The following is a 22937-nucleotide window of genomic DNA, read 5'->3' as shown; positions in this document are numbered from 1 at the left end:
TAGAGTGAGTTGTGGTCGTTGGTCGGCCGAACGCCGGCGCCGCAGCCGCCGGACGGAGACCCCCGATGATGAACATGACTTCCCGGATGATGGACACCGCGATGAGCATGCCCGGCATGGACATGACCGCGATGAACGAGCTGGTCGAGGCGTGCTCGGCCTGCGAACAGGCCTGTACGTTGTGCGCCGACAGCATGATGATGACGGACGGGATGGGCAAATGCGCGGCGATGTGTTCGGACACGGCAGACATGTCCAACACGATGATGCGCGCGATGCTCCGCCCGACCGGCTACGACATGAACAGCATGATGGCGATGATGCAGGCCACGATGACCATGTGCAACGCCTGCGCCGACGAGTGCATGAAGCACGCGGACATGAGCGAGCAGTGCAAGATGTGTGCTGATGCCTGCCGTCAGTGCGCCATGGCGGCCCAGAAGATGATGGACACGATGAAGTCCATGATGCCGACCGCCTGAGCGGTCGGTTCTGTTCGCTAGAGAGCGGTTGCGGCAGCAGCCGTGTTCGACGCGGGAGCGACGTTCAGCCAGTGGCTCCCGGCAGCGAGCACGTGGTAGACCTCGTGGAGCGCGACCGGCTCCCCGGAGTGGAGCGCGCCTGTGAGGTCGGAGTGCTGCCAGACCCAGACGCTCTCCTGGTCGTCGATCGTCGTGAGCTGCACCCAGCCATCCGGGAGCACGAGGGTCACGACCGCGTCGCGCCACTTCGACGGCGTCGCGGAGGCCACTCGCCGCTGGAGGAACGAGAGCTCGTGCCCGGCGCCCGACTCGGCGCACATGACCCCACCGCATCCGTTCAGCAGGTGCTGATCGTCATGCGTTCGCGGAGGTGTCGGCTGGCTCATTTTCTTTCCTGAGGCGTTGGGGTGGACGTTTTTCGTCTTCCAACGGTAAGTCGCCGACCGGGAAGATCCGAGTGAGGGCGTCACATAGCGAAACGAAGCGTGACGGTTCCCTCGGACCGGCCTGGCACTACATGCCCTGGGTGAGGCAGAGGAAGTTCCCTTCCGTATCCCTGAACCAGGCGGCCTTGACGTCACCCATGGTGGCGACCCCGTTCTGGGTCTTCAGTCCCGGATTGTCGTAGTCCTCGAACGTGACGCCCCGCTCCCGCAGGCGCGCCATGTCGGCTTCGAGTTCGTCGGTGATCCAGCACATCTGGGTGTTCTGGGCCGTTCCCGCGTTCGACGTCTCGTAGATCTCGAATGCCGAGCCCGACCCGAGGTGATAGACGAGATTGCCCGCCTGGACGTCGTCGGGGTCGAGTCCGAGAGCGGTGTGGTAGAAGTCCTGCGCGCGTTTGAGATCGGATGCAGGCAGTACTGCGTGTGCTTCGTTGAGCATGGTGAACGCCTCCTAGGGCGTGTGCGGATCGGTGACTCGGGTGGGAGTTCGACCTCGGCGCGGGTAAGCCGTCGATGTGGCCGCTGCTCCTCGTCCGTCGATGCCGGAGTCTCTCCGGGTGGCAGGGCGCTGGCTATCGCATCGCTGCTCACTGTACGCCCGTGGCGCTTCCAGACGGGGAAGACTTCGCGATAGCGTGATCAGACTCTGTGGGGAGGCCGGGGATGGCGGAGATGACTGGGCGACGATCGCCGTGGAAACGATTCTGGGATCGCGGCGGATGGTGGAAAGCCCTGCTCGTCGTCGCCGCCTACTACGGGCTCTACCAGCTGGCGGCCCTTCTGATCAGTCTCGCGTTCGGTCACCTGATCGACAAAGACGATGTGTTCGCGAACGGATTGAGCGTGTTCTTCGGCGTGGCAGCGTCGATCCTGGTCGGCAGCATCCTCCTGGTGATCTTCGCGCTCTCCCTCGGCTGGCTGAAAGAGCTGTTCGGGAGGCAGCCCATCCGCGGGTCCTGGTGGATGTGGATCGGCGTCGCGGTCGTGCTCGTCTTCAACGTCCTCCGTTTCGCGAGCGTCGATTACGCCGGCTGGAACGTGGGTGCCGTGATCGCGGTACTGTTCACCGGCCTGTGCGTCGGATTCGCCGAGGAGCTCCTCATCCGGGGCTTCGCCGTCAACCTGCTGCGGCGCGCCGGATACGGGGAACGCTCGGTCATGCTGCTCTCCTCCCTCATCTTCGCCGCCCTGCACTCGGGAAATCTGCTCATGGGTCAGAACCTGGTCACGGTCGCGTTCACGGTCGTGTACACCTTCGCCTTCGGCATCACGATGTACGTCGCTCTGCGCGTCACCGGCAACCTGATCTGGCCGATCCTGCTCCACGCATCCACCGACCCCAGCCTGATCCTGCTGGCCGGCGACATCGACGCCACGGGCGGGAACCTGCACCCGGGACCGCTCGCCGGAGTCGCAGGGCTCGGCAACATCGCGGTGATGATCTTCGCGATCATTCCGCTGATCTTCGTGCGCGGCCGCGTCGACCGCGAACGCGCCTACGGCATCCGACCCGAGCTGCTGCATGAACGATCCTGACATCGACCGGATGCGGCGCGAGGCAGCGGCCCGGGCATCCGCTCGGCCGCGCCTTCCGTTCAGCGGCACGGTCACCGACGAGACCGTCGGTTCGGTGCCTGTGCGCTGGTACACGCCGGAGACGGATGCTCGCCCCGACACCGGCGTCGTCTTCCTGCACGGCGGCTACGGTGTGCTCGGCGATCTGGACCTGCAGGACGGATACTGCCGACGGATCGCGAGCATCCTGCGGACCACGGTGCTCTCAGTGGGCTATCGCCTGGCGCCGGAAGCCGACCTGACCGAATCGGCGGCGGACGCCGTCGAAGGTGTCGCTGCCCTGCGGGACGCCGGCGTCCGGGACGTGGTGCTGTGGGGCGACTCGGCCGGCGGTGCCCTGGCCATCGTCACCGCCCGCCAGGCACGGGCGGCGGCGCTGGTGCTCACCAACCCGAACGTCGACCTCACGGTGAGCGGATTCGACCCCGAGGCCACGGGAGGACCGGGCCGCGAGCTGTCGGAGTGGGCCTTCGCCCGCTGGGCCGGCCGGGGCCGTCTGCAGGATGCGCCCGACCTCGCAGCGGACGTGCGCGGACTGCCGCCGGCGTTCGTGGCCGTCGGCTCCACCGACTCGCTCCTGCCGGACTCGCGCCGGTTCGTTCAGCAGTGCCGGGAAGCGGGCGTCCGCGCCGAGCTCCACGTCGTGCCCGGCGCGTCGCACGGTTTCATGGGCGGTCCCGACGTCACAACAATTGCGGACGTCATCCAGCGGGCAGGCGCCTTCATCGGCTCCGATCCGGCCGCCTGACCGCGCGACGACGCGCCCTCTAGCCCTCCCCGACGACGGCCGCCATGTCTCCGACGCCAGGCGTCCCGTCGGCGAGCGCGTAGCGCTGCATCACGGCACCCTTCGGTGAGGTGACGGCCGGCTCGATGAGCGTGAGGTTCGTCGGCACCACCCCGTCGGCGAAGACCTTCTTCCCACCACCGAGCAGGATCGGGTACACCCAGAGGGTGAGCCGGTCGAAGAGCCGCTCCGCGAAGAGCGTCTGCACGAGGTCGAGGCTGCCGATGACGTGGACCGCCTCGTGCCGGTCGCGCAGCTCACGGATGTCGGCCACGACATCCGTGCCGAGCAGCGTGGAACCCTCCCACTCGGGAGCGATCGCCTGGCGCGAGGCCACGTATTTCGGGATGCGGTTGAACAGCTCTGCGATGCCACCCTCCTCGTGCGGCCAGTACGCGGCGAAGATGTCGTAGGTGCGGCGCCCGAGCAGCAGGGCGTCCATCCCGTCCATCCCGGCCCAGACCTGCTCGCCGACGACCGAGTCGGTGATCGGCGCCTGCCAGCCGCCGAACGCGAACCCGGCGTCGACGTCTTCGTTCCGGCCCCCGGGTGCCTGCGCGACGCCGTCGAGCGTGGTGAACAGGTCGATGTGGATGAGTCCCATGCCGTGCTCCGTCCTGTCGCCCGTCGACATCCCGACGGCGGGATCGCTTCGAGCGTGCCACGCGATCTCACGCGGCGCAACCGCGGATGCCGGGAGGGACATCACCCCGACCGCATGATGCAGGCTGCGCCGCGGAGGTCTAGCCTCGCAGCGTGACCACTTCGAACAATGCTCGTCCCGGCGGTGTCACCACGGTCGCTGTCCTCACTTGGATCTCGGGCGCGATCAGCGTCATCACGGGGCTCCTGCTGCTCTTCCAGACGGGAAACGCCGACATCGTCGCCCGTTTCGGCGAAGCGGCGCTCCTGGTCGTCTTCGCCGTATCGGTCATGATCGTCGGCATCGTCGTCCTGATCGTCGCCGGCGGCCTGCTCCGTGGTATCAACGGCGCGCGAGTCGTCGCTGTGATCTTCCAGGCGCTGTCGATCGCAGCGGCGATCTGGCTCTCGATCAGCGCGCCGGCGTTTCTCTGGGCCGCGGTCATCGGCATCGTGGTGTCCGTCGCCGTGATCGTCCTGCTCTTCAGCGGGCGGGCGAACGCCTACTTCCGCGACTGAACGGCTTCACCACTCCGGGACGTCGACACCCAGCCATCGGCCGAGATCGGCGATCTCAGCACGGACCGTATCGTGCTCGTCTTCGTCGAACGGCAGGAACTCGTGCACGGCTGTGACCGCCAGCACTTCGTGCTCACGATCGACCTGGGCGTCGAGCATGCCGACGAAGCGGTCGCCCAGCAGGATGGGATGGGCGAAGTAGCCGTACTTCCGCTGCGGCTTGGGCTTGAACTGCTCGAGCACGTAGTCGAGCTCGAAGAGGTCGTGCAGTCGTGGACGGTCGAAGAGCATGCCGTCGTACGGGCTGAGGAACGCGGCGCGCCCGCCCTCGTCGTTGTCCAGCGCGGCGAGCGCCTCAGGGTCCACGCGCCACTTCTGGCGCATCCCCTCGATGGTCGCCGGCTCGCCCGCCTCTCCCACCCGGGTCCAGGGTGAGCCCTGCCTGACGATCCCCGCGGCCTGCAGTCTTCGCTCGTTCAGCATCCGCTCGGCCTCCTCGGGCTCGTACGAGGGGAGATCGCGCGGATACACGCGCTCGGCGAGATCCCACCGCCGGTGCCGCCCCTGACGCCCGACGATGGCGACCTCACCCTGCCGTTGCAGGAAGTCGAGCATGTGTGCCACCTGGTTCGACCCGGACCAGCCGTCCGGCGGGCGGGCCACATCGGCGGTGTCCGGGATATCGCTCGCCAGCAGCGGCCCCTCTGCCCGCAATCGCGCGAGAACCTCGGTGCGAAAGCGGTCGTTCGCCGCCAGCCACTCCCGGCTGCTCTCCCGGCGCGGCCAGCGCCGCATGGCCGGCAGCATGAGCGGCAGCAGGCTCACCGGGCGGAAGGCTCCGTCGAACTCGAACAACAGCCGATCCAGCTCGACGGCCTTCGACAGCTGGGCCGGCTCGTAGGCCGAGCCGATCCGCGACCAGAGGATCGTGTGCTCCGCCGTCGCGATGGTCGCTGTCGGGTCGATCTTGATGGCCCGAGCTGCTCCGCGACCCCGACGACGTCGTCCGGTCGGTCGGCTTCCAGCAGCTGTGCCTGCACGGCGATGCGCCGGGCCTGGTCGCGGGTGAGCTGGTGCGTCACGGGTCGAGGGTATCAGCGGGCCGGATCCGCGCATCCGGAGTTGCAACTCAACGGTTGCATCTTGTGCAAGTTCGTGCAACCCTGTGGTTGCATCAATCGACAGAAAGGAACAGAATCATGACCATGACCGAAAACGGGCCCTCCGTCGTCGACCGCGACGAGTTCACGGTGCGGCGCACCATCACGATCGCGGCACCGCCCGAGAAGGTGTGGGCCGCGATCACCGAGGTCGAGCACATCGCGCGGTGGTTCCCGCAGGCGGCCGTGCTCGACGGAGTCGCCGTCGGCGCCGGCGGCCTCTTCTCGTTCGACGGCTACGGCGACGTCCCCGTGCAGATCGAGGAACTCGACCCGCCCCGGATGATCGCCTACCGCTGGGGAGGCGCCTCATCGCTCGACCCGGTTCGGGTCGACGTCGAGAACTCGACGGTGTTCCGCTTCACCCTCGAACCCGTCGCAACCGGCACCCGGCTCACCGTCGTCGAGTCGGGCTTCGACGCGCTGTCCGACCCGGCCGGCAGCATGGAGAGCAACCGCACCGGCTGGGACTCCGAGCTGGACGAGCTCGTCGCCTACCTCGAGGGAGGCTCGTGACCACAAGCACCCTCGTGCCGGTGTTCGCCGCATTGGGCGACGAGACCCGATGGAGCATCCTGGCGGCCCTCGGCGAGGGCGACGCATCGGCGTCCGCCCTCGCCGGGCGGCTACCCGTCACACGGCAGGCGATCGCGAAGCACCTCTCCGTGCTCCAGGAGGTCGGCCTCGTCGAGCCCTTTCGGGTCGGCCGCGAGCTGCGCTACCGCGTGATCGGCTCGCAGCTGAGCGACACGGCACGCCGCCTCGATCGCGTCGGCGCCGAGTGGGACCACCGTCTGGCCGAGATCAAGCGGATCGCCGAGCACCTGTAGCCGGTTCCCGACCGCGTTGCTTCCCGCCCGCGTTGCATCCCGACCACGGAGAACTCCCCGACTCTACGCTGGCGGGATGAGCGAAACGTCGACACCCACCCGCCTTCGCATCCGTTGGGGCTGGTTCATCGGATGCATCCTGCTGGGCCTCGCCGCCATCGTGATCGGTTTGCTCCTGACGCCGGCCGCCGCCAGTGCAGGCTATCTCGCCGGTGTGCTGGCGAACGTCGGAACTACACTGCTGCTGGTGGGCTTCGTGGTACTGCTGGAGCGCCGGATCGTCGACAACGCTGTGCGCTTGGTCCGCACCGCGAACGAGCAGGCGAACGAAGCCATCCGAGAGCAGATCCGGGATCTCGACGACCGGCTGGACACGGTGTGGAAGTCCGCGACGGCCGAGAACGTCAGCGAGAAGATGGCCGAGACGACCCGCCTCACCGACGAATTCACCAAGCGCATCGTGGACGAGTCGAAACGCGACGACTAGGACGAGGCCCAGCGGCGACGTCGCGCGCATACGTGGCGCTACATGTCGCAAAAGCTGCATAGACTGCCGTCCGTGCACACAGTCAATGCCGACAAGTCCACCAGAGTTGAACGCCCCACCGCTCGTCTGTTGTACTTTCTCGCCCTCGGGGTGATAGCCGGCGCTGCTCTCATCGCCTTCGCGCTGCTCCCACAGCAGATCGCGGTCCTGGCCCCCGTGCTTGCAATCGTGGCGACCCTAATTGTCGATCGCGCTGCTCGCCGCTCCTCAGTTCACCCCTTCACTACTCGCCCTGGACGGGTGGCCATCGTCTATTTCGTGGTCTTCGGCATCGTCTGGCTCGGGGGGCTGCTACTGGTGGGGGCTGTGGCGCGCGACGGAGACTCACCCTGGCTGCCCTGGATTCTTGCCGGGGTCGTTTTCGTGGTCACCCTCATCGGAACCTGGATCCCCGAGGGCCGCTCCACCCACAGGGCGGCTCCCACCAGTTAGCGCGGAACGCCGCCCGTGGTCAGTTCTCGCCGGTTCTTCTCGTACTTTCCTCGCCCGACCGCACGCCACAACAGCCGGACGGGCCGTGGCAGGTTCTCACGCTGCCATTCAGCGCCCCCGTCGGGCTGGGCTGCGAGAATCGCGCCCAACGCCTCCCAGGTCTTGCCTTTCGGGGTCGCCTTGCGCCCGTGCTCGGCGAACCACTCGATCTCTTTCGGAGTCAGCGTCGTTTCCATCACCGGAACGATGTTCGCTTCTTCGTCGGGCAGATGAATAGCAAGCGCCGCGTTGACTCCGTCGAGGGCGGATTGCACGTTGGCCGCGTCCCCTTCTCGCCCGCTCGCCCGCCATGCGGGCAAAGCAGCATCCATCTGCGTCAGGTGTACGAGCAGCTCGGCGTGATGTTGCTTCATCCGCTCAACGTGAATTGCGCACGACGGCGCGCGCTGCTCGAGAGCGTCCCACAGGTGGGTATCTTCGCCCTCGTGATGCGCGTGGAGTGCGACGGACAGCATCGCGAGGTGATCACCCACGACATCTGCGTGCGCGGAATCGCCCTCCGCAACGCCCGCGACCAGCGCCGGCGCCTCGGCGAACCCCGCACGAAACATTCGGTGGATCTCGGCCATCCCCCGCGCGTCGCAGGTCTTGCCGTTTTCGATTGGACCCTTCGGTGAATCTCCACTCGAGGGCAGCGCTGTTGCGGGCATGAGTCGCTCCGTTCGTCGGCGAACTGGCAATCGAACTCTATTCGGGGTGCGGCCGGCCCGACAAGGCCTGTCGCGGGCCGCCTGCTCAGACTCCGGCAAACAGAGAACCGGGCTGGATGCGCATCCGGCCCGGTTCTCTGTTCACGAACGCCGGATCAGCGCACCTTGACGGACAGTGGCTTGCTCGTGGCGGAGCCGGCCGCGTTGGTGAAGGTCACCGTGTAAGCGTGGGTTCCAGGGGCTGCTCCCGTGACGTCGATGGACGCGTGCTGAGCGTTGGGCGTGGCGGCCGTCAGGCTGCCGGAGCCGATCACCGTGTTCCCGTCGCGGAACGTGTAGGAGGTCGCGTTGGTCCCCCACCACAGATCCGCCGAAAGCGTGAACGAGCCGTCTGCGTGCTGGGCGCTCGAGGAGAGCCCGGGTACGCCCGGCGACGCATCCGTCACCTTCACCGTGAGCGGCTGCGTCGCCGTGGTCCCCTTCGAGTTCGTGAGCTGGCCGGTGAACGTGTAGGTGCCGTTCTTCAGGCCGTCGATGTGCACGACCGCCTGCTGCGCGAAGGGCGAGATCATCGGGAGGCGCACCGACTTCACGAGCGTGCCGTCCTGGTACAGCTTGAACAGCTGACCGTTGACGCCCCACCACATGTTCATCGTGATGTCGAACGTGCCGTCCTTGAGGCCCGTGTCCCACCCGTCGTTCGACGAGAGCACCGCCTTGCCCGGAACCGAGCTGGAGCCGTCGTTCGACGTCACCTCCGGCAGCGTCACCGAGTTCGATGCTGCAGAGGGCGAACCCTCGCCGAGCTGGTTGACGCCCGTCACGGTGTAGGTGTGCGTCGAGCCGAGGTCGAGGTTCGTGAAGGTGCACGAGGTCTCCGAGGTGATGCACACCGGGGTGGTGGCATCGCCGTCGTACACCCGGTACCCCGTGAACCCGAGGCCCGTCGGCGACGACGGGGCCCAGGTGACCTTGATCGACGTGTCGCCTGTGGCGACGGCTTTCACGTCACCGGGCGCTGCCGCCATCGTGACGTCGGCGACGGCGAGCCAGGAGATGACCGGCAGCGAACTGCCCGCGCCCTCGTTGGTCACGACGTAGTCGACGGTGGCCGGCGTGTCCAGTGTGAAGGTGAGGTCCTCCGCGAGCGGTGTGTTCGTGCCTGACAGTGGGATGCTGCCCTTCGCGAGCTCCGTCCCGCCCACCGACACCGTCTGATACATCGAACGCGACACGTTCCACCACTCGGTGAAGCCGCCCGTGAGCGTGTACGTGCCGGCGTCCAGCGGCAGGTGATAGGTGAGCTTCGTCGTGTCCTGGTAGAGCCCTGTCGAGTACTTGTCGTTGATGTCGGTCGTCGACTTCGTCTCCATCCCAGTGGCGTCGTAGCCCCACTGGCCGGCGGACGTCGACACCTGGTCGACGGCGTCGTTGCGCAGGGTCGGGACCGACTGCTTCACGGCCGTGTACTCGGGCGAGGCGACGCCGTTCGTACCCGAGTCGATGAAGTACACGAGCCCCTTCGGAACCACCTCGTAGGAGGCGACGACGGGCGCGTCGTCGGCGCCGATCGTGCCCGAGACCGAGAGCTTGCCGTAGAGCGTCCGCTGCTGGGCGATGGATGCGGCGTCCCAGGTCACGGCCGTGGCCACCCCGGCGACCGTGACGGTGTCGGGGAGCGCATCCTTCAGACCCAGCGTCCCCTGGACTCCGAGGTCGCGCGGCAGCACCTGGACGTACGCGAGCGCCAGCCGGGCGTTGTACCCGCTCGTGCCGTTCGTCCCGAACTCCAGGTCGACGACCGCGGGCGCGTTGAGCGTGATGCGCTGGGCGATCGGGGTCGCGGTGCCGTTCGACGCCGCCGTCACGGTGGTCGCCGTGCCGCCGTGGACGCCCACCTTGGAGTAGATGTTCGTCGTCAGGCCGGCGCGCGGTGCCTGCACGCCCACCACGTTGTAGCTTCCCGCGGGCAGGGACACGTGGTACGTGACCGGCTTGTTGAAGTCGGCGCCGACGTAGGAGGAGCCCCAGTCGGTCGGCGTGCCGGCGGCGAGGGTGGGCGCCGCGGTGGAGTAGCCCCACGTGGAGCCCGCGGTCGCGCCATCCCACTTCTGGTCGGCGGCGGCGTTCTGCAGGTGCGGATACAGCCCTGCGACCGCCGCGTATGCGGAGGGCGCGGCAGACGTCGACGCACCCGAGTCGATGAAGTACGCGAGGCTCGAGGGCACCATCAGAACGGCCGCGCTGAAGCGCTGGTACACGCCGGCTGAGGTCTTGTCCGTCGTGCGTCCCGTCGCCGTGAAGGTGCCGAGCTCCGCGGTCGAACCGACACTCGCGAGGGATGCGGCATCCCACGTCACCGCCAGGTCCGAGCCGTCGATCGACATGGTCTTCGGCAGCGTGCGGCCGGCCGTCGCGACGGCGGTCATGCCGAGATCTCGCACGTCCGGGCTGACGTCCTTGGGCACCAGCGCGTCGATCGCGGTCGTCAGCCGGACGGTGATCGCCGCAGCGCCTTCGGCGTCGAGGCCGAATGCCGACGGGTCGGCGACGGCGGCACGGGCATTCGTCAGCGCCGCGCTCACGCGGGACCAGGAGTCCGTGCCCCAATCGTCCCCGTTGAGTGCGTCGCCCTTCGCGACCGCAGCGGCGAGGGCCGTCGTGTCGACCTTGGCCGAGTCCGCGTTCGCGGTGATGACGCCCACCGCGTCCACGTTGATCGGGCTCGCGTTGGCGGTCGAGATCACCACGGTGTGCGTGCCGCTTTTCAGGCCGCGCAGCTCGAACGCGGTGCGCTCGCTTCCGGAGGCCAGCGTCGGTGCGTTCGCGACGACCTGCGCCCCGTCCACGGTGACGTTCAGCGTCGGCTGACCGGTGTTCGTGCCGATGATGTCGAGTCCGGTGCCGGTGAACGTGTAAGTCATCGCGGCGCCCTTGCGCGTGCTGTTGGAGGCGGTGCGCTGGTACTCGAACATGCCCTGGCCGTTGATGTTGCTCCAGCCGCTGTCGAACTGCAGGACCGGCGTGGAGGTGTTGGCCCAGCTCGTCTGGTGCATGCCGTCGATGAGCTGCGTGTAATAGGGCGTGTAGCCGGGGACCGTCGTGACCTTGAGGTTGTCGAAGTCGACGAAGTTGAAGCTCGATCCGAGCTGGATGCGACCGGTCGCCTGGGGCGACGCATCCGTGTAGGTCGTGATCTGCTTGCCGTTGATCGAGGCGCTGTAGACGGAGCCTGCGACGGTCACCGCCAGGTTGTTCCAGACCCCCGCGCCGGTCTTGAATGCGACGTCGGCGTTGCCCGCCACGGTGCCGCTCGCGACGGTCGCGCCGAAGCGCATCAGGCTCCAGGCCCCGGTCGGGTCGACCTTCAGCTCGGCCGCGGAGACGCTCTGCCCGTTCGCCGTGCCGCCCTGCTCCCGGGCGCCGATGCTGGCGTACTGGCCCGAAGCCGTCGCCTCGAACTGCACGTCGGACGAGACGGTGTAGTTCGCCCACCGGCCGTCGCCGATCGTCGTCTTCGGGTCGCCGGCGTTCCAGGCGCTGCCCGCCATGCCGGGGCCGACCTGCTGTCGCATCACGCGGCCGTGGCTCGAGTCGCTCGTCGTGACGGACTCGAACGCTCCGTTCGTGTCGTCCGTATAGCGCGGGGTGGCGCCGTTGTCGGCGGTCGCTACACCCGGTGTTCCGGCCGGCTTCGCCTTCGCGCCGCGGCTGTCGAGGTAGGACTCGCCGCTGTCGACGAGTTTGCCGGTCGCCGAGTCGTACGTCTTGACGTTGCCTTCGTTCGCGTAGTCGAAGTCGTCGGCGTAGAGGTACGCGTCGTCGGTCACTCCGTTCGTGTTGCCTGTGGAGTCCGTGTCGAGCACGTCACGTCCACCGTCTGCCGCCGTGTACTCCTTGGAGGTCGGCAGCGTGTTGCCGTAGCCCGCCTTCGGCGTGAGCGTGCCGTCGGCCGCCTTCGTGGCGTGGTCGAGCGTCGTCGCGGTCAGCGTCGAAAACGGCTTCACGGTGAACGTGTACGACCCGTCGGTGGTCGGCGAGATCTCATCGACCGGCTTCAGATAGTTCGCGTCGTAGGCCTGGCCGGCATCCGCCGCCCGCGTCTCCCAAAGCTCCATCGTCTTGTCGGCGCCGAGGTTCAGTCCGTTCGCGGCGATCTTGTACGTGCGCGTGTACTTGCTGTCGTTGACGATGACCGTCGAGAAGTCCGACCCATCCGGTGCCGCGAGGGTCGTGTACGACGCACCACCGGTCCGGGCGCCGCTCGGCGGGTTGCCCGTGCCGAGCTGGCTCGCGGACGCTTGCGGGATCGCCCGCCAGATGCCGGCCGTGTTGTCGGAGTTCTCCCACCCGAGCGTGGCGAACTGCGTGAACTGGGCGAGGACGTCGAGCCCTCCGTCGTAGTAGGTCCAGCCCGACCATGGGTCGCGGGCGCTGACGAGCTCCTTCGACGAGTACTGCATGCCGTCGTAGAACGACCCGATCGCGGGCTGGAAGATGCTGAAGGTGCGGTTGGATGCGGCGAACCCGGTGGTGATCCAGTTGCCCATCTCGAGCGCGCTGTTGGTGCCGCCGAACTGCGTACCGGTGCCGCCGGCCTCGTCGCTCGCGTTGTTGTTCGGCCGGTCGGCGGAGCTGGAGAAGGTCGACTGACCCTCGGAGTTCCAGACCTCCTTGTCGAACTGCTGCGCGAGCTTCTTCATGTTGCCGTTGGAGTCGTCCGCGCTGCTGTAGTGGAATCCCACCACATCGACGGCGTCGCGGAGAGACGGGTCCGTCGCCGTCATCGCGTTGCCGAAGGAGAGCGGCGGCGTGCCCACGGTGTCCGCGGCGATCGTCTTGATGCTGTGGAAGAGCTGCTCCTCCTGGGCGCTCTTGAACCCGTTGTTCGGGTCGTCAGCCGTCGCGCCTTCGTACCCCTTGGTGTCATTGCGGAGCCAGCCGGAGAAGGTCTTGTACAGCGAGATGTTCGGGCTGCCGGTCTCGTTCGTGTCTGGGTTGATCGAGTCCACCATGATGCCGTACTCGCGGTAAACGGCGAGGACGGTGTTCTTGAACCAGATGTACTGGTCGGCATCTGTCGCCACCCACGTGGGCCGGTCCCATCGCAGGATGCTCACGTGCACCGTGCCCGTCGCGACCTTCTGGGCATCGGCGGCGAGCTGGAATCCGGGCTCGCGCTGCACATTCGGGTACTCGGCGCGGGAGCGCATCGTCGAAGCCTCGGGTCCGGTCGACGTGTTGCGGTCGTTGCCCATCTCGATCTTGACGGTGTTCATGATCGGGTTCGAGCCGCCGAAGAACGTCTGGATGAGCTGCCAGTACTGGTCCGGATGCTGTGACTTGTAGTCCATGAGCAGCGCGCTCGTGGAGTTGCCCGACAGCAGGCCGAAGCCCTTGAACGTGAGTCCGTTGACGTTCTTGGCGGCGGCGGCGACATCGCTGCCGTTCAGCGTCACAGCGACGGGATCGGTCACCGCCGCCTCCGCCATCGCCGGGAACCCGACGGCTGCCGCGACCACCGCGGCGCTCACCGCCATGGTCACGGCGGCCCTCCGAGTCCTCCGACCGAACCCGGCACGGGGCGTCATCGCCTCCGACATCTTTGTCTCCGTTCTCCGCCTCCACGACGAGGCAAGCTTCTTCACCGCGACACTAGGAGCGCATCCGGGTGAGCCACCACGAATCGAACAGGCTCGAACAGGAACTGCACGAACCGCACTCGCTCGGACCGACTCGGAACCCGGCGGGCGAGGTCACGCGTCGACCGCGACGCGTCCGCGCGAGGAGTCGCGCACCTGAAGCTGCGGCTCGAGCCGCACGTGATGGAGCGGGCGCTCCGCACCCTCGGTCAGGCGCGCGAGCGCCAGCCGGACTGCCATTCTGCCGACATACTGCTTCGGCGGCCGCACGGCCGAGATCGCCGGCGAGCCGAGGTAGGCGACCTCGTCGTCGTAGGCGACGACCGCCAGGTCGTGCGGGACCCGCACACCCCGGTCGAGACACCGCTGCACGAACGCGACGGCGGACGGATCCGCGAGGATCAGTACAGCGGTGACCTGCGCATCCAGGCACTGGTCGATGAGGCCGTCGTACATCTCGTCGCGCTCCGTGCCGGCGAGCGTGTCGTCGTACTCGGCGACGACGCCTGCGGGCATTCCGAGCCTCTCGATCGTGTCGCGCCAGCCCCGCATGACACCCACAGATGTCGGACTCGCCGGCGGGTAGAACAGGGCGAGCCGCCGATGCCCTGTGGCGTGCAGGTGATGGACCGCGAGCGACGCGCCGTACGGATGGTCGGTTCCCACCGACTCCAGGTTGCGCACCACGAGGTCCGACGGCACCTGGCGCTCGGCCAGGACGACTGGGATCGGCAGCGACTCGAGCCAGCGCAGCATGTCCTGGCCGGCGCGACCGAAGGCGTTCGGCGCGACGATCAGGGCATGCGTGCTCGCCGAGTCGACGAGCGCCTGGATCTGCCTCCGGTCGTCCTTGATGTCGTACGACGAGCCGCGCAAGGCGATCCGCGACTGCGATTCGACCGCCTCCGCGCGAGCGCCGTACACGACATGCGGCCAGTAGTAGTCGAGAGAGGGCACGACCATCCCGATCGTGTAACGGCCGAGTTTCGCGCTCACCGGAACGCTGCGATCCATTGGGCTGCGGATCGTCGCACCCCCGTGAACACGCGAGACGAGCCCCTGCTGGGCCAGGTGGTTGATATCACGACGGACGGTCATCTCGCTGATGCCGAGGAGCCGCGCGAACTCGGTCACGCGGATCGCGCCGTGGGCTCCGAGCTCCGCCATTATGCGCTCGCGGCGCTGAAGCGAGAACAGACTGCTACCGTCCACAGCGCATCCTCTCGATTCTCGGCATCGGCGGTCGGGTTCAGCTGCGGGCCGCGAGCACGTCGGACAGGCGCTCCAGCTGCACCGGATCCTCGAGCGCCGATCCCACAGCGGCGACCCGCACGCCGGCGGCCAGGTAGTCGCCGACGTTGGCGGCGCTGAGGCCGCCGGTCGCCACGAAACGCACCTGCGGGAACGGACCGCGGATGTGCGCGAACCAGCCCGTGCCGAGCCACGTCGCCGGGAACGCCTTCAGCCAGGTGAGTCCGAGGCCGACCGCCGCCTGCACCTCCGTTGGCGTTGCCACGCCGGGCAGGATGGGGATGCCCCGCTCCTGCGCGGCCCGCACCATGGCGGGATCCAGGCCCGGCGACACCACGTAGCGAGCGCCCGCGGCGACCGCGGCATCAAGCTGCTCGACGGTGATGATCGTGCCGGCGCCGACGATCTTGCCGCGTTCCTCGCCGAGGCGAACGACCTCGCGGAGCGCCGCGTCGTCCTCGGCGGTCTGCAGCGGCACCTCGACGGCATCGATGCCGAGATCCCATGCGAGCGTCGACAGCTCCGCAGAACGCTCGACTCCCATGCCCCGCAGGATCGCCATGAGCGGTGCCCGCGCGAAGGTGTCCTCGAACCAGTCGGTCATTGTTCTTCCACTTCGTCAGGCCAGTCGGCGGTGGTGGCGAGGACGAGTGCCGCGCGGGCGTGTCCCTCGCGCAGCCGTTCGTCGATGGTTGCATGGTCGAGCAGCGCCGCGAGGTAGCCGCCGGCGAAGGCGTCGCCCGCGCCCACCTCCTCGACGACCTCGACCTTCAGCGCCGGGACGAACACGTGGTCCACGCCGGTGAACGTCGTCGCGCCGTGCGGGCCGTCCTTGACGACGAGCTCGACGACCTCCGGCAGCAGTGCCCGCACCTCGGCGGGCGTCGCCGTCCCCCACAGACGCTCAGCCTCGTCGCGCCCGACGAACACGATGTCGGCGCGTGCGGCGAACGACTTCAGCGCGGCACCGGCGGTCTCGGGACCCCACAGCGCGAGGCGGTGGTTGACGTCGAAACTGACGAGCACTCCCGCCTCGCGGGCGCGGGTCAGAATCCGATCGAGGAACTCCGCCGCCGACGGCGAGATGACCGCCGTGATGCCGGACACGTGCAGCACCGCGATGCCATCGAGATCGACGCCGTCGGCGTCCGCGGCGCACAGGAACGATGCCGCCGACCCTGCGCGGTAGTAGTGCACGCCATGCCCGGGATCTTTGACATACAGTCCGGTGGGGCGGCCCGGATCCCGGATGACCGTCGACACGCCGATCCCGCGGGCCGCAAGGCGCTGCAGGATGCGCTCGCCCAGCGGATCGGCCCCTAGTCGGCTGAACCACGCCGCCGGGTGGCCGAGCGCGGCCACGTGTCCGGCGACGTTCGACTCGGCACCGCCGGCGTCGACCCGGAAAGCGTCGGCGGCGTGTAGCCGCTCCGCCTCGCGCGGTGCGACCATGGCCATCGTCTCGCCGGCGGCGAGCAGCATCCCGCTCACTTCAGGTCGGTGACGGGAGCGGCGTCCATGTCGTCGAACGTCTGGTTCTCGCCCGCCATGGCCCACACGAACGAGTATGCCGCGGTCCCGACGCCCGAGTGGAGCGACCAGCTCGGCGAGATGATCGCCTGGCGGTCGGCTACGAGGAGGTGCCGGGTCTCCTCGCGCTCGCCGAGCAGGTGGACGACGCGCGCGTCCTCCGGAATGTCGAAGTAGAGGTAGCACTCCGTGCGGCGGTCGTGCGTGTGCGCCGGCATCGTGTTCCACATCGAGCCGGGGTGCAGCTGCGTCACTCCCATGACGATCTGGCAGCTCTGGACGCCGTTCTCGTGGATGTACTGGTTCAGCGTGCGGCGGTTGCTCGTCACCTGGTCGCCGAGCTCGCGCACGGTGCCCTCGCCGGGCGCGACCAGTGCGGCGGGATAGGTCGTGTGCGCGGGAGCCGAGAAGAGGTAGAACTGCGCATCCTCCCCCGCGAACGACACCTCGCGGATGCCGCGGCCGAGGTAGAGGCACGCGCCGTTCACGAGCTCGAAGACCTCGCCGTCGGCGGTGACCGTGCCGGGACCGCCGACGTTGACGATGCCGAGCTCGCGGTGCTCGAGGAAGTAGTCGCTGCGGATCTCGGGGTAGCCGGTGAGCTCCAGCACGCCTCCGGCCGGCTTCGCGCCGCCGAGGACGATCCGGTCGTGGTGAGTGTACGTGAGGCGGATCTCGCCCGGCACGAAGACCTCGGGGATCAGGTAGGTGTCGCACAGTTCCTGCGTCGTCATGCCCGGGATCTGGGTGGGATTGGTCGCGTAGCGCTGTTCGATGGGTGTCGGCATGATGCTCCTGTTCTGGTGACTCAGCGGACGAGCCAGCCGCCGTCGACCGGCACGATCGCACCGGTGACGTAGGCCGCGGCGTCCGAAGCGAGGAAGGCGAAGATTCCCTGGAGGTCGGCGGGCGTGCCCCAGCGTCCGGCGGGGATGCGGGCGACGATGGATGCCTCGCGGTCCTGGTCTGCGCGCAGTGCGGCGGTGTTGTCGGTCGCCATGTAGCCGGGCGCGACCGCGTTGACGGTGACGCCCGAGGCGGCCCACTCGTTGGCGAGTGCTTTCGTGAGCCCCGCGACCGCGTGCTTCGAAGCGGTGTACGCGGGCACGAAGACGCCGCCCTGGAACGACAGCATGGACGCGACGTTGATGATGCGGCCGCTCCGCTGCGCGAGCATGTGACGACCCGCTGCCTGTGAGAGATGGAACACCGCGTCGAGGTTGACGGCGAGCACGTCGTTCCAGTCTTGGGCGGAGTACTCCGCGGCGGGCGCGCGACGGATTGTGCCGGCGTTGTTGACGAGTATGTCGAGGCCGCCGAGCGCGGCGATCGCCTCGCCGACAGCATCCGTCAGCTCCTGAGGGGTCGCCGAGGCGAAGTCGCGGCGGATCGAGTGGACGCGACGACCGAGCGCACGGATACGGTCCGCAGTCTCGGAGGCGTCGCCCCGGTCGAGCAGCGCGACGTCGGCGCCGGCCTCGGCGAGCGCGATTGCAGCCCCCTGGCCGAGCCCTCGGCTGGAGCCGCTCACGAGGGCGACCTTGCCATCCAAGCGGAAGGAATCGAGGATCATCTGGCGGCCTCCTGGGCGACGGTGAACGTGGTGGTGAGCTCTCCGATGCGGGAGATGCGGACGGTGACCGCGTCTCCGTCTCCGAGCGGGCGGTGCGCTTCCTGGGCGGCGGCGAGCTTCTGCGGAGTGCCGGTCGACACGATATCGCCCGGCTCGAGGGTCAGCACCTGGCTCAGGTGGTGGATGACGAACGCCACGCTGAAAATCGTGGTCGAGGTCGACTGCGAGACGGTGACGACACCGTCGCGCACGACTTCGACGAGCAGGTCTTGCGGATCGGGCACCTCGTCCGCCGTCACGACCCATGGGCCGAGGGGAGCGAACCCGTCCGAGCATTTCCCGAGAGCCCACTGACTCTGCCGCCGCTGCCACGCCCGGTCCGACACGTCGTTCAGGATCGTGTATCCGCCCACGTGGGCGAGAGCGTCGCCGATGGACACCCGCTGCGCCCGGCGACCGATCACGACGGCGAGCTCGCCCTCGTAGTCGACATCGGTGGCGCCCTGCGGGATCACAACAGCATCGTCCGGGGCCGCCAACGTGTTCGGGGTCTTGACGAATACGTCCGGCCATTCCGGATCGTTCGCCGTCGCGTCGACGCCGTCGGGCACATGCCCGCGGTAGTTGTAGCCGAGGCACAGGATCTTGCCCGGCGTGACCGGGGCGGCGAGCGTGACGGAATCGAGCCGCGGGAGGGATGCAGCATCCGTCGCCGCCACCGCATCCCGAACCAGCGCGAGCCGCGCCTCGTCGGCGAGGATCTCCTCGACGCGCGCCGAGATGCTGGAAAGGTCGAGGAGGTGATCCTCGCCATCGACCGAGACGACGGCGCCGGGCCGCATGCCGCCGCCCGCCCGATACGTCACGAGGCGCATGTCGGCTCCCCTGCTGGAAATGCCGGGATCACCAGTAGAGCCGCCACTCGGGGTCGGCCGTGCGCATGAGCGCCTCCAGGTAGTAGAAGTCCCCCCAGAGGTTGCCCTCGTCGACGCCTTCGCGGGCGGGCAGGCTGTAGACGCCGTGCAGGAGGAGTGCATCCGACTCGCCCTCCGCTGGCGTGTAGCCGGCGATGAGCGAGGCGAGGATGCGGTCGGCGGCCTCGACGGCACGCTCCGCGGCCGCAGGGTCGGTCTCGGCGAGTGCGAGCTCGCGGAGACCGGATACGGCGATGGCCGCCGCCGAGCTGTCGCGCGGGGCGTCGCTGCCGTCGGTGTAGACGAGGTCCCAGAAGGCGACTCCGTCGGCGGGGAGGTGCGCGAGGAAGTACGCGGCGCAGCGGCGCGACGCATCCAGGAACCGCTCATCGCCCGTCGCCCGGTAGTTCAGGGCGAAGCCATAGATGCCCCACGCCTGTCCGCGCGCCCAGCACGAGTCGTCGTGCGCACCCTGCGCGGTCGCGCCCCGGAGCGGCTCGCCGGTCGTCGGGTCCCAGTAGAAGGTGTGGTACGTCGTGTCGTCGGGGCGGATCATGTTGTCCCGCAACTGGAGCGTGTGGCGCAAGACCGCCTCCGCGTAGCGCTTATCGCCGGTCTGCTCAGTGGCCCAGGTGAGGAGGGGCATGTTCATCAGGCTGTCGATGATCGTACGTCCGCGCTCCTCGGGGTCCGACAGGTCGCCCCATGCCTGGATGATGCCGGCGGGTTCGAGGACGCGCGTCATGAGGTGGTCGGCGGCCGCGATCGCAGCGGCGCGGGCCTCTTCGTCACCGGTCAGGCGCCATGCTGTGATGCACGCCAGGCTGTAGAGGAACCCGAGGTCGTGCGTGTCCAGGTCCACGCCCTCGCGCATCCGCTCCTCGAAGTTGGCCGCGTGCCGAAGCGCGGCGTCGCGGAACACGTCGTCGCCAGTGGCCTCCCACGCGATCCACTGCATGCCGGGGACGAAGCTCGTCGTCCAGCCTCGGTTGCCGCCCTCGGGCACGCCGCCCGCCGCCGGCCGCAACGGATAGAAGCCATCGCGCGTCGTGTCGTCCGGGTACCGATCGCCGAAACGCTCGATGTTGCGTCGCACCGTGTCGATCGCTGCGGTCAGCGCGGCGCGCACCTCGAGCTGAGCCGCACGGGCGTGTCCAGGCGCGGAGGAAAGAGAGGTCATATTTGGCAGTCCTTGTCGATTTCTTCTTCAGGGTCAGTCGGTCAGCGGCTCGGCGGCCGGAAGCACGGGGCGCAGCGTGAAACGCGAGTTGGCCCAGATCAGGAACAGCGCGGCCGCGGCCGTCACCCCGGCGGCGATCGCGGGCAGGTTGGCGAAGAGCGCGACCTGGACGGCCCCGACCAGCAGTGACACGAGCGTGAGGTACCAGCGCCGTACGCCGAGGAGCAGCGCGGCACGCAGCACGTCGCGCAGCCGGGCGACGGGCACCTCGGCGATCGCCACGAGCGAGAGCATCCCGGCGGCGAGCGTCAGGACGCTCAGCAGGAGCAGCAGCGGCACGACCACGACACCGAGGGTCGAGGCCGCGAGCGCCCGCACGTCGACGAGCAGCACGACGAGGAGGGCGGCCGTCACAGCGCCGACCGTGAGCGCCTTGCGCCACGTGGCCGCGTAGCCGCGGAGGAACGTGCGCACCGGGCGGGTATCGCCGTGCCCGTGCTCGCGGAACACCGTGAAGGCGGCGCTGAAGCCGGGTGCGGCGAGCGCCGCGGCGATCGCGAGGTAGGGCCAGCTCTCCACGGGGTTCGTGCCGATGGCGAGCACCAGCAGCGGCAGGCACGCTACGGCGAGCATGAGGTTCGTGCCGAGGCCGAGGTAAGCGGTCTCGAAGGCGGTCGAGGCGAAGCCGTGTGAGATCCGTGGCATGGGTGTCATCCCTTCAACCCGCTCGTCGCGATGCCTTCGACGAAGTACTTCTGCCCGAGGAGGAACACGATCGCAATCGGCACGACCGAGATCACGAGGCCCGCGAACATCAGGCCGTAGTTCGCCGAGTACTGGTTGCTCACGAACGTCTGCAGTCCGAGCTGCAGGGTCCACAGGTCCGGGTTCCGCAGGTAGATGAGCGGGCCCAAGTAGTCGTTCCACACCGTGACGAACGTGAGGAGCGTGAGGCTCGCGATCGCCGGCACCGACAGCGGCACCATGATGCGCCGCCAGATGCCGTACTCGCTCAGGCCGTCGATGCGGGCGGCCTCGGAGAGCTCCTCGGGGATCGTCTCGTAGTACTGCTTCATCAAGAACACACCGAAGGCGCTGAACGCCTGGAGCAGGATGATGGCCCACAGCGTGTTCGCGAGGTGCACCTTCGCGAGCATGATGAACTGCGGGATCATGTACGACTGCCACGGCACCGCAATGGTCGCGATGTACGCCAGGAACAGGGCGTCGCGGCCACGGAACTTCATCCGAGCGAATCCGTAGGCGGCGAACGAGCCGGTGAACACCTGAAGGATCGTGACCGCCACCGCGAGCACCAGCGTGTTGCGGATCCAGACCACGATGTTCGAGTGAGTCCAGATGTCGACGTAGTTGCTCCAGTCCCACGTCACCGGCAGCCACTTCACCGGGACGGAGAACACTTCGTTGGCGGGCTTCAGAGAGCTCGAGACCATCCAGAAGAACGGTACGAGCAGGGCGAAGGCGGCGAGGAACAGCACGACGTAGCCGACGATGCGGCCGATGCGACGCACGCCATTGCGTGGTGCGCGCGTAGCGCGCTGCGGCGGGTGCTCGGCGAGGTCCTGGAGGCTGCGCTGCAGCGTCGCTGACTGCGTGATCTCACTCATCGGGTACTCCCCCGCTTGTTGATGAGGAACTGGACGATGGTCACGGCGATGCAGATGAGGAACAGGACGATGGATGCCGCGGAGGCATAGCCGAACTGGTTCTGCACGAACGCGGTCTGGTAGATGAACTGCGACAGCACCAGGGTCGCGTTGCCCGGACCGCCGTTGGTCATGACCAGGATCAGGTCGAAGACCTTGAACGAGTTGATCGTCAGGATGACCGTCACGAAGAACGTCGTCGGCCGCAGGCACGGCATCGTCACGTTCCAGAACCGCTGCCAGACACCCGCACCGTCGACGCGGGCCGCCTCATGCAGTTCGCGAGGAACGGCCTGAAGGCCCGCGAGGAAGAGGATCATGTAGTAGCCCATGTCGCGCCACGTGCTGACGATGACCGTGGCGGGCATCGCCCACGTGGTCGACTGCAGCCAGGTCGGCGGGTTCTGGATGCCGACGAAGTGCAGGAACTGGTTGATCGGGCCGTACTGCGGGCTGAACAGCAGGTTCCACACCACTGCGATCGCGACGATCGACGTGATGTACGGGAAGAAGGCGGCCGTGCGGAAGAAGCCGACGCCGCGCAGCTTGGTGTTCAGCAGGAGCGCGAGTCCCAGCGAGACGACGAACGTCAGCGGGATGTGCAGGATCGCGTAGTAGAAGGTGTTGAGCACCGCGACGTGGAACGTCGTGTCGCCGAGCAGCCGCTGGAAGTTCGCGAGACCGGTCCAGGTGGCCGTGCCGAAGATGTTCCAGTTCGTGAAGCCGAGGTAGAACAGGGTCACGACGGGTATCAGCGTCAGCAGCGCGAATCCCAGGAAGTTCGGGAGTATGAAGCTCCAGCCGATGAGCGTGTTGCGCATCCGCAGTCGCGACCTGCGCCGCGGGAGGGGCGGGGCAGGCGACGTGTCGACGTCTGTGGCGATCGCCGTCATTGTTCGTCCTTACATTCGGGGAAGTGAGAGGGGCGGGGTGGGGGGCGCCGGGGGGGGGCGCCCCCCCCCCGAGTGGGCGTGGCCCCGCGAGGGGTGTTAGAAGAGGGGGGGCGGGGGGTGTTTGCCAGTTCGCCGGGGGCGGGAGCGGTGAATAAAG

Annotated in this window: 24 protein-coding genes; 8 read left to right on the top strand and 16 right to left on the bottom strand. The window is 68.1% G+C overall.

What is annotated here, in order from left to right; genetic code table 11:
- Positions 1–65: 65 nt before the first annotated feature.
- A complete protein-coding gene (locus ACFVV0_RS03690; RefSeq protein ID WP_387058371.1) occupies positions 66–482 on the top strand; it encodes a hypothetical protein in 417 nt (138 codons plus the stop codon).
- Between the two features lie 17 nt (positions 483–499).
- Here the strand turns inward: ACFVV0_RS03690 and ACFVV0_RS03685 are convergent, their stop codons facing one another.
- Positions 500–868, bottom strand: coding sequence for a hypothetical protein (locus tag ACFVV0_RS03685; RefSeq protein ID WP_387058368.1), 369 nt, complete (start codon positions 866–868; stop codon positions 500–502).
- A 127-nt stretch (positions 869–995) separates the two neighbouring features.
- Positions 996–1367 carry a VOC family protein gene (locus ACFVV0_RS03680; RefSeq protein WP_387058365.1) on the bottom strand — a complete coding sequence of 124 codons (372 nt, stop codon included), beginning with the start codon at positions 1365–1367 and terminating at the stop codon, positions 996–998.
- A gap of 233 nt (positions 1368–1600) precedes the next feature.
- Here ACFVV0_RS03680 and ACFVV0_RS03675 point away from each other — a divergent pair, with 233 nt between their 5' ends.
- Both ACFVV0_RS03675 and ACFVV0_RS03670 read left to right on the top strand, forming a co-directional pair.
- On the top strand, positions 1601–2464 hold the full coding sequence (locus ACFVV0_RS03675) for a CPBP family intramembrane glutamic endopeptidase (RefSeq protein WP_387058362.1): 864 nt from the start codon (positions 1601–1603) through the stop codon (positions 2462–2464).
- A complete protein-coding gene (locus tag ACFVV0_RS03670) occupies positions 2451–3251 on the top strand; it encodes an alpha/beta hydrolase (protein ID WP_387058359.1) in 801 nt (266 codons plus the stop codon). Before ACFVV0_RS03675 ends, ACFVV0_RS03670 begins: the two co-directional genes overlap by 14 nt.
- A gap of 19 nt (positions 3252–3270) precedes the next feature.
- Here the strand turns inward: ACFVV0_RS03670 and ACFVV0_RS03665 are convergent, their stop codons facing one another.
- On the bottom strand, positions 3271–3894 hold the full coding sequence (locus ACFVV0_RS03665) for a dihydrofolate reductase family protein (RefSeq protein ID WP_387058356.1): 624 nt from the start codon (positions 3892–3894) through the stop codon (positions 3271–3273).
- A gap of 152 nt (positions 3895–4046) precedes the next feature.
- On the opposite strand from ACFVV0_RS03665, the gene ACFVV0_RS03660 reads away from it, so the two are divergent.
- Positions 4047–4451, top strand: a complete 405-nt coding sequence (locus tag ACFVV0_RS03660) for a hypothetical protein (protein WP_387058354.1) — start codon at positions 4047–4049, stop codon at positions 4449–4451.
- A 6-nt stretch (positions 4452–4457) separates the two neighbouring features.
- Here the strand turns inward: ACFVV0_RS03660 and ACFVV0_RS03655 are convergent, their stop codons facing one another.
- A complete protein-coding gene (locus ACFVV0_RS03655) occupies positions 4458–5567 on the bottom strand; it encodes a DNA glycosylase AlkZ-like family protein (RefSeq protein WP_387058351.1) in 1110 nt (369 codons plus the stop codon).
- Positions 5568–5650: 83 nt separating this feature from the next.
- On the opposite strand from ACFVV0_RS03655, the gene ACFVV0_RS03650 reads away from it, so the two are divergent.
- The 4 genes from ACFVV0_RS03650 (at position 5651) to ACFVV0_RS03635 (ending at position 7420) form a co-directional block, all read left to right on the top strand.
- Positions 5651–6127 (top strand): SRPBCC family protein, encoded by a 477-nt coding sequence (locus ACFVV0_RS03650; protein ID WP_387058349.1) that lies wholly within the window; start codon positions 5651–5653, stop codon positions 6125–6127.
- Positions 6124–6441 (top strand): ArsR/SmtB family transcription factor, encoded by a 318-nt coding sequence (locus tag ACFVV0_RS03645; RefSeq protein WP_387058346.1) that lies wholly within the window; start codon positions 6124–6126, stop codon positions 6439–6441. Before ACFVV0_RS03650 ends, ACFVV0_RS03645 begins: the two co-directional genes overlap by 4 nt.
- A gap of 76 nt (positions 6442–6517) precedes the next feature.
- Positions 6518–6928 carry a hypothetical protein gene (locus ACFVV0_RS03640; protein WP_387058344.1) on the top strand — a complete coding sequence of 137 codons (411 nt, stop codon included), beginning with the start codon at positions 6518–6520 and terminating at the stop codon, positions 6926–6928.
- A gap of 72 nt (positions 6929–7000) precedes the next feature.
- Positions 7001–7420, top strand: coding sequence for a hypothetical protein (locus ACFVV0_RS03635; protein WP_387058342.1), 420 nt, complete (start codon positions 7001–7003; stop codon positions 7418–7420).
- On the opposite strand, the gene ACFVV0_RS03630 is transcribed toward ACFVV0_RS03635, so the two are convergent.
- The 12 genes from ACFVV0_RS03630 to ACFVV0_RS03575 form a co-directional block, all read right to left on the bottom strand.
- Positions 7417–8049, bottom strand: coding sequence for a hemerythrin domain-containing protein (locus ACFVV0_RS03630; protein WP_387058339.1), 633 nt, complete (start codon positions 8047–8049; stop codon positions 7417–7419). The two genes, ACFVV0_RS03635 and ACFVV0_RS03630, sit on opposite strands and share 4 nt — an antisense overlap.
- A 236-nt stretch (positions 8050–8285) precedes the next feature.
- Entirely contained in the window at positions 8286–13670 is a 5385-nt protein-coding gene (locus ACFVV0_RS03625) for a fibronectin type III domain-containing protein (protein WP_387059469.1), read from the bottom strand.
- Between the two features lie 216 nt (positions 13671–13886).
- Positions 13887–14984 carry a LacI family DNA-binding transcriptional regulator gene (locus ACFVV0_RS03620; RefSeq protein WP_387058337.1) on the bottom strand — a complete coding sequence of 366 codons (1098 nt, stop codon included), beginning with the start codon at positions 14982–14984 and terminating at the stop codon, positions 13887–13889.
- Positions 14985–15021: 37 nt separating this feature from the next.
- Complete coding sequence (locus tag ACFVV0_RS03615) at positions 15022–15627, bottom strand: bifunctional 4-hydroxy-2-oxoglutarate aldolase/2-dehydro-3-deoxy-phosphogluconate aldolase (RefSeq protein ID WP_387058334.1); 606 nt, start codon at positions 15625–15627, stop codon at positions 15022–15024.
- Positions 15624–16505, bottom strand: a complete 882-nt coding sequence (locus ACFVV0_RS03610; RefSeq protein WP_387059466.1) for a sugar kinase — start codon at positions 16503–16505, stop codon at positions 15624–15626. The genes ACFVV0_RS03615 and ACFVV0_RS03610 overlap by 4 nt, the downstream gene beginning before the upstream one ends.
- A 5-nt stretch (positions 16506–16510) precedes the next feature.
- A complete protein-coding gene (kduI, locus tag ACFVV0_RS03605; RefSeq protein WP_387058330.1) occupies positions 16511–17341 on the bottom strand; it encodes a 5-dehydro-4-deoxy-D-glucuronate isomerase in 831 nt (276 codons plus the stop codon).
- A 20-nt stretch (positions 17342–17361) separates the two neighbouring features.
- A complete protein-coding gene (gene kduD, locus ACFVV0_RS03600) occupies positions 17362–18126 on the bottom strand; it encodes a 2-dehydro-3-deoxy-D-gluconate 5-dehydrogenase KduD (RefSeq protein WP_387058327.1) in 765 nt (254 codons plus the stop codon).
- On the bottom strand, positions 18123–19001 hold the full coding sequence (locus ACFVV0_RS03595; protein WP_387058324.1) for a fumarylacetoacetate hydrolase family protein: 879 nt from the start codon (positions 18999–19001) through the stop codon (positions 18123–18125). Before ACFVV0_RS03595 ends, kduD begins: the two co-directional genes overlap by 4 nt.
- A gap of 28 nt (positions 19002–19029) precedes the next feature.
- Positions 19030–20220 (bottom strand): glycoside hydrolase family 88 protein, encoded by a 1191-nt coding sequence (locus tag ACFVV0_RS03590; protein ID WP_387058322.1) that lies wholly within the window; start codon positions 20218–20220, stop codon positions 19030–19032.
- Between the two features lie 33 nt (positions 20221–20253).
- Positions 20254–20925 carry a DUF624 domain-containing protein gene (locus tag ACFVV0_RS03585; RefSeq protein WP_387058320.1) on the bottom strand — a complete coding sequence of 224 codons (672 nt, stop codon included), beginning with the start codon at positions 20923–20925 and terminating at the stop codon, positions 20254–20256.
- A gap of 5 nt (positions 20926–20930) precedes the next feature.
- On the bottom strand, positions 20931–21848 hold the full coding sequence (locus ACFVV0_RS03580) for a carbohydrate ABC transporter permease (protein ID WP_387058317.1): 918 nt from the start codon (positions 21846–21848) through the stop codon (positions 20931–20933).
- Positions 21845–22780 carry a carbohydrate ABC transporter permease gene (locus ACFVV0_RS03575; protein WP_387058314.1) on the bottom strand — a complete coding sequence of 312 codons (936 nt, stop codon included), beginning with the start codon at positions 22778–22780 and terminating at the stop codon, positions 21845–21847. The genes ACFVV0_RS03580 and ACFVV0_RS03575 overlap by 4 nt, the downstream gene beginning before the upstream one ends.
- Between the last annotated feature and the right edge of the window lie 157 nt (positions 22781–22937).

Source organism: Leifsonia sp. NPDC058230, from assembly GCF_042882245.1.
GTDB lineage: Bacteria > Actinomycetota > Actinomycetes > Actinomycetales > Microbacteriaceae > Leifsonia.
This window is presented reverse-complemented; position numbering and strand designations above follow the sequence as displayed.

Coding starts and splice junctions, on each gene's coding strand:
- ACFVV0_RS03575 (WP_387058314.1), bottom strand. CDS start 22,780: ATGACGGCGATCGCCACAGACGTCGACACGTCGCCTGCCCCGCCCCTC.
- ACFVV0_RS03590 (WP_387058322.1), bottom strand. CDS start 20,220: ATGACCTCTCTTTCCTCCGCGCCTGGACACGCCCGTGCGGCTCAGCTC.
- kduD (WP_387058327.1), bottom strand. CDS start 18,126: ATGATCCTCGATTCCTTCCGCTTGGATGGCAAGGTCGCCCTCGTGAGC.
- ACFVV0_RS03630 (WP_387058339.1), bottom strand. CDS start 8,049: ATGGCCGAGATCCACCGAATGTTTCGTGCGGGGTTCGCCGAGGCGCCG.
- kduI (WP_387058330.1), bottom strand. CDS start 17,341: ATGCCGACACCCATCGAACAGCGCTACGCGACCAATCCCACCCAGATC.
- ACFVV0_RS03595 (WP_387058324.1), bottom strand. CDS start 19,001: ATGCGCCTCGTGACGTATCGGGCGGGCGGCGGCATGCGGCCCGGCGCC.
- ACFVV0_RS03650 (WP_387058349.1), top strand. CDS start 5,651: ATGACCATGACCGAAAACGGGCCCTCCGTCGTCGACCGCGACGAGTTC.
- ACFVV0_RS03585 (WP_387058320.1), bottom strand. CDS start 20,925: ATGCCACGGATCTCACACGGCTTCGCCTCGACCGCCTTCGAGACCGCT.
- ACFVV0_RS03690 (WP_387058371.1), top strand. CDS start 66: ATGATGAACATGACTTCCCGGATGATGGACACCGCGATGAGCATGCCC.
- ACFVV0_RS03640 (WP_387058344.1), top strand. CDS start 6,518: ATGAGCGAAACGTCGACACCCACCCGCCTTCGCATCCGTTGGGGCTGG.
- ACFVV0_RS03580 (WP_387058317.1), bottom strand. CDS start 21,848: ATGAGTGAGATCACGCAGTCAGCGACGCTGCAGCGCAGCCTCCAGGAC.
- ACFVV0_RS03670 (WP_387058359.1), top strand. CDS start 2,451: ATGAACGATCCTGACATCGACCGGATGCGGCGCGAGGCAGCGGCCCGG.
- ACFVV0_RS03610 (WP_387059466.1), bottom strand. CDS start 16,505: ATGCTGCTCGCCGCCGGCGAGACGATGGCCATGGTCGCACCGCGCGAG.
- ACFVV0_RS03685 (WP_387058368.1), bottom strand. CDS start 868: ATGAGCCAGCCGACACCTCCGCGAACGCATGACGATCAGCACCTGCTG.
- ACFVV0_RS03655 (WP_387058351.1), bottom strand. CDS start 5,567: ATGCGCGGATCCGGCCCGCTGATACCCTCGACCCGTGACGCACCAGCT.
- ACFVV0_RS03615 (WP_387058334.1), bottom strand. CDS start 15,627: ATGACCGACTGGTTCGAGGACACCTTCGCGCGGGCACCGCTCATGGCG.
- ACFVV0_RS03680 (WP_387058365.1), bottom strand. CDS start 1,367: ATGCTCAACGAAGCACACGCAGTACTGCCTGCATCCGATCTCAAACGC.
- ACFVV0_RS03675 (WP_387058362.1), top strand. CDS start 1,601: ATGACTGGGCGACGATCGCCGTGGAAACGATTCTGGGATCGCGGCGGA.
- ACFVV0_RS03665 (WP_387058356.1), bottom strand. CDS start 3,894: ATGGGACTCATCCACATCGACCTGTTCACCACGCTCGACGGCGTCGCG.
- ACFVV0_RS03625 (WP_387059469.1), bottom strand. CDS start 13,670: ATGGCGGTGAGCGCCGCGGTGGTCGCGGCAGCCGTCGGGTTCCCGGCG.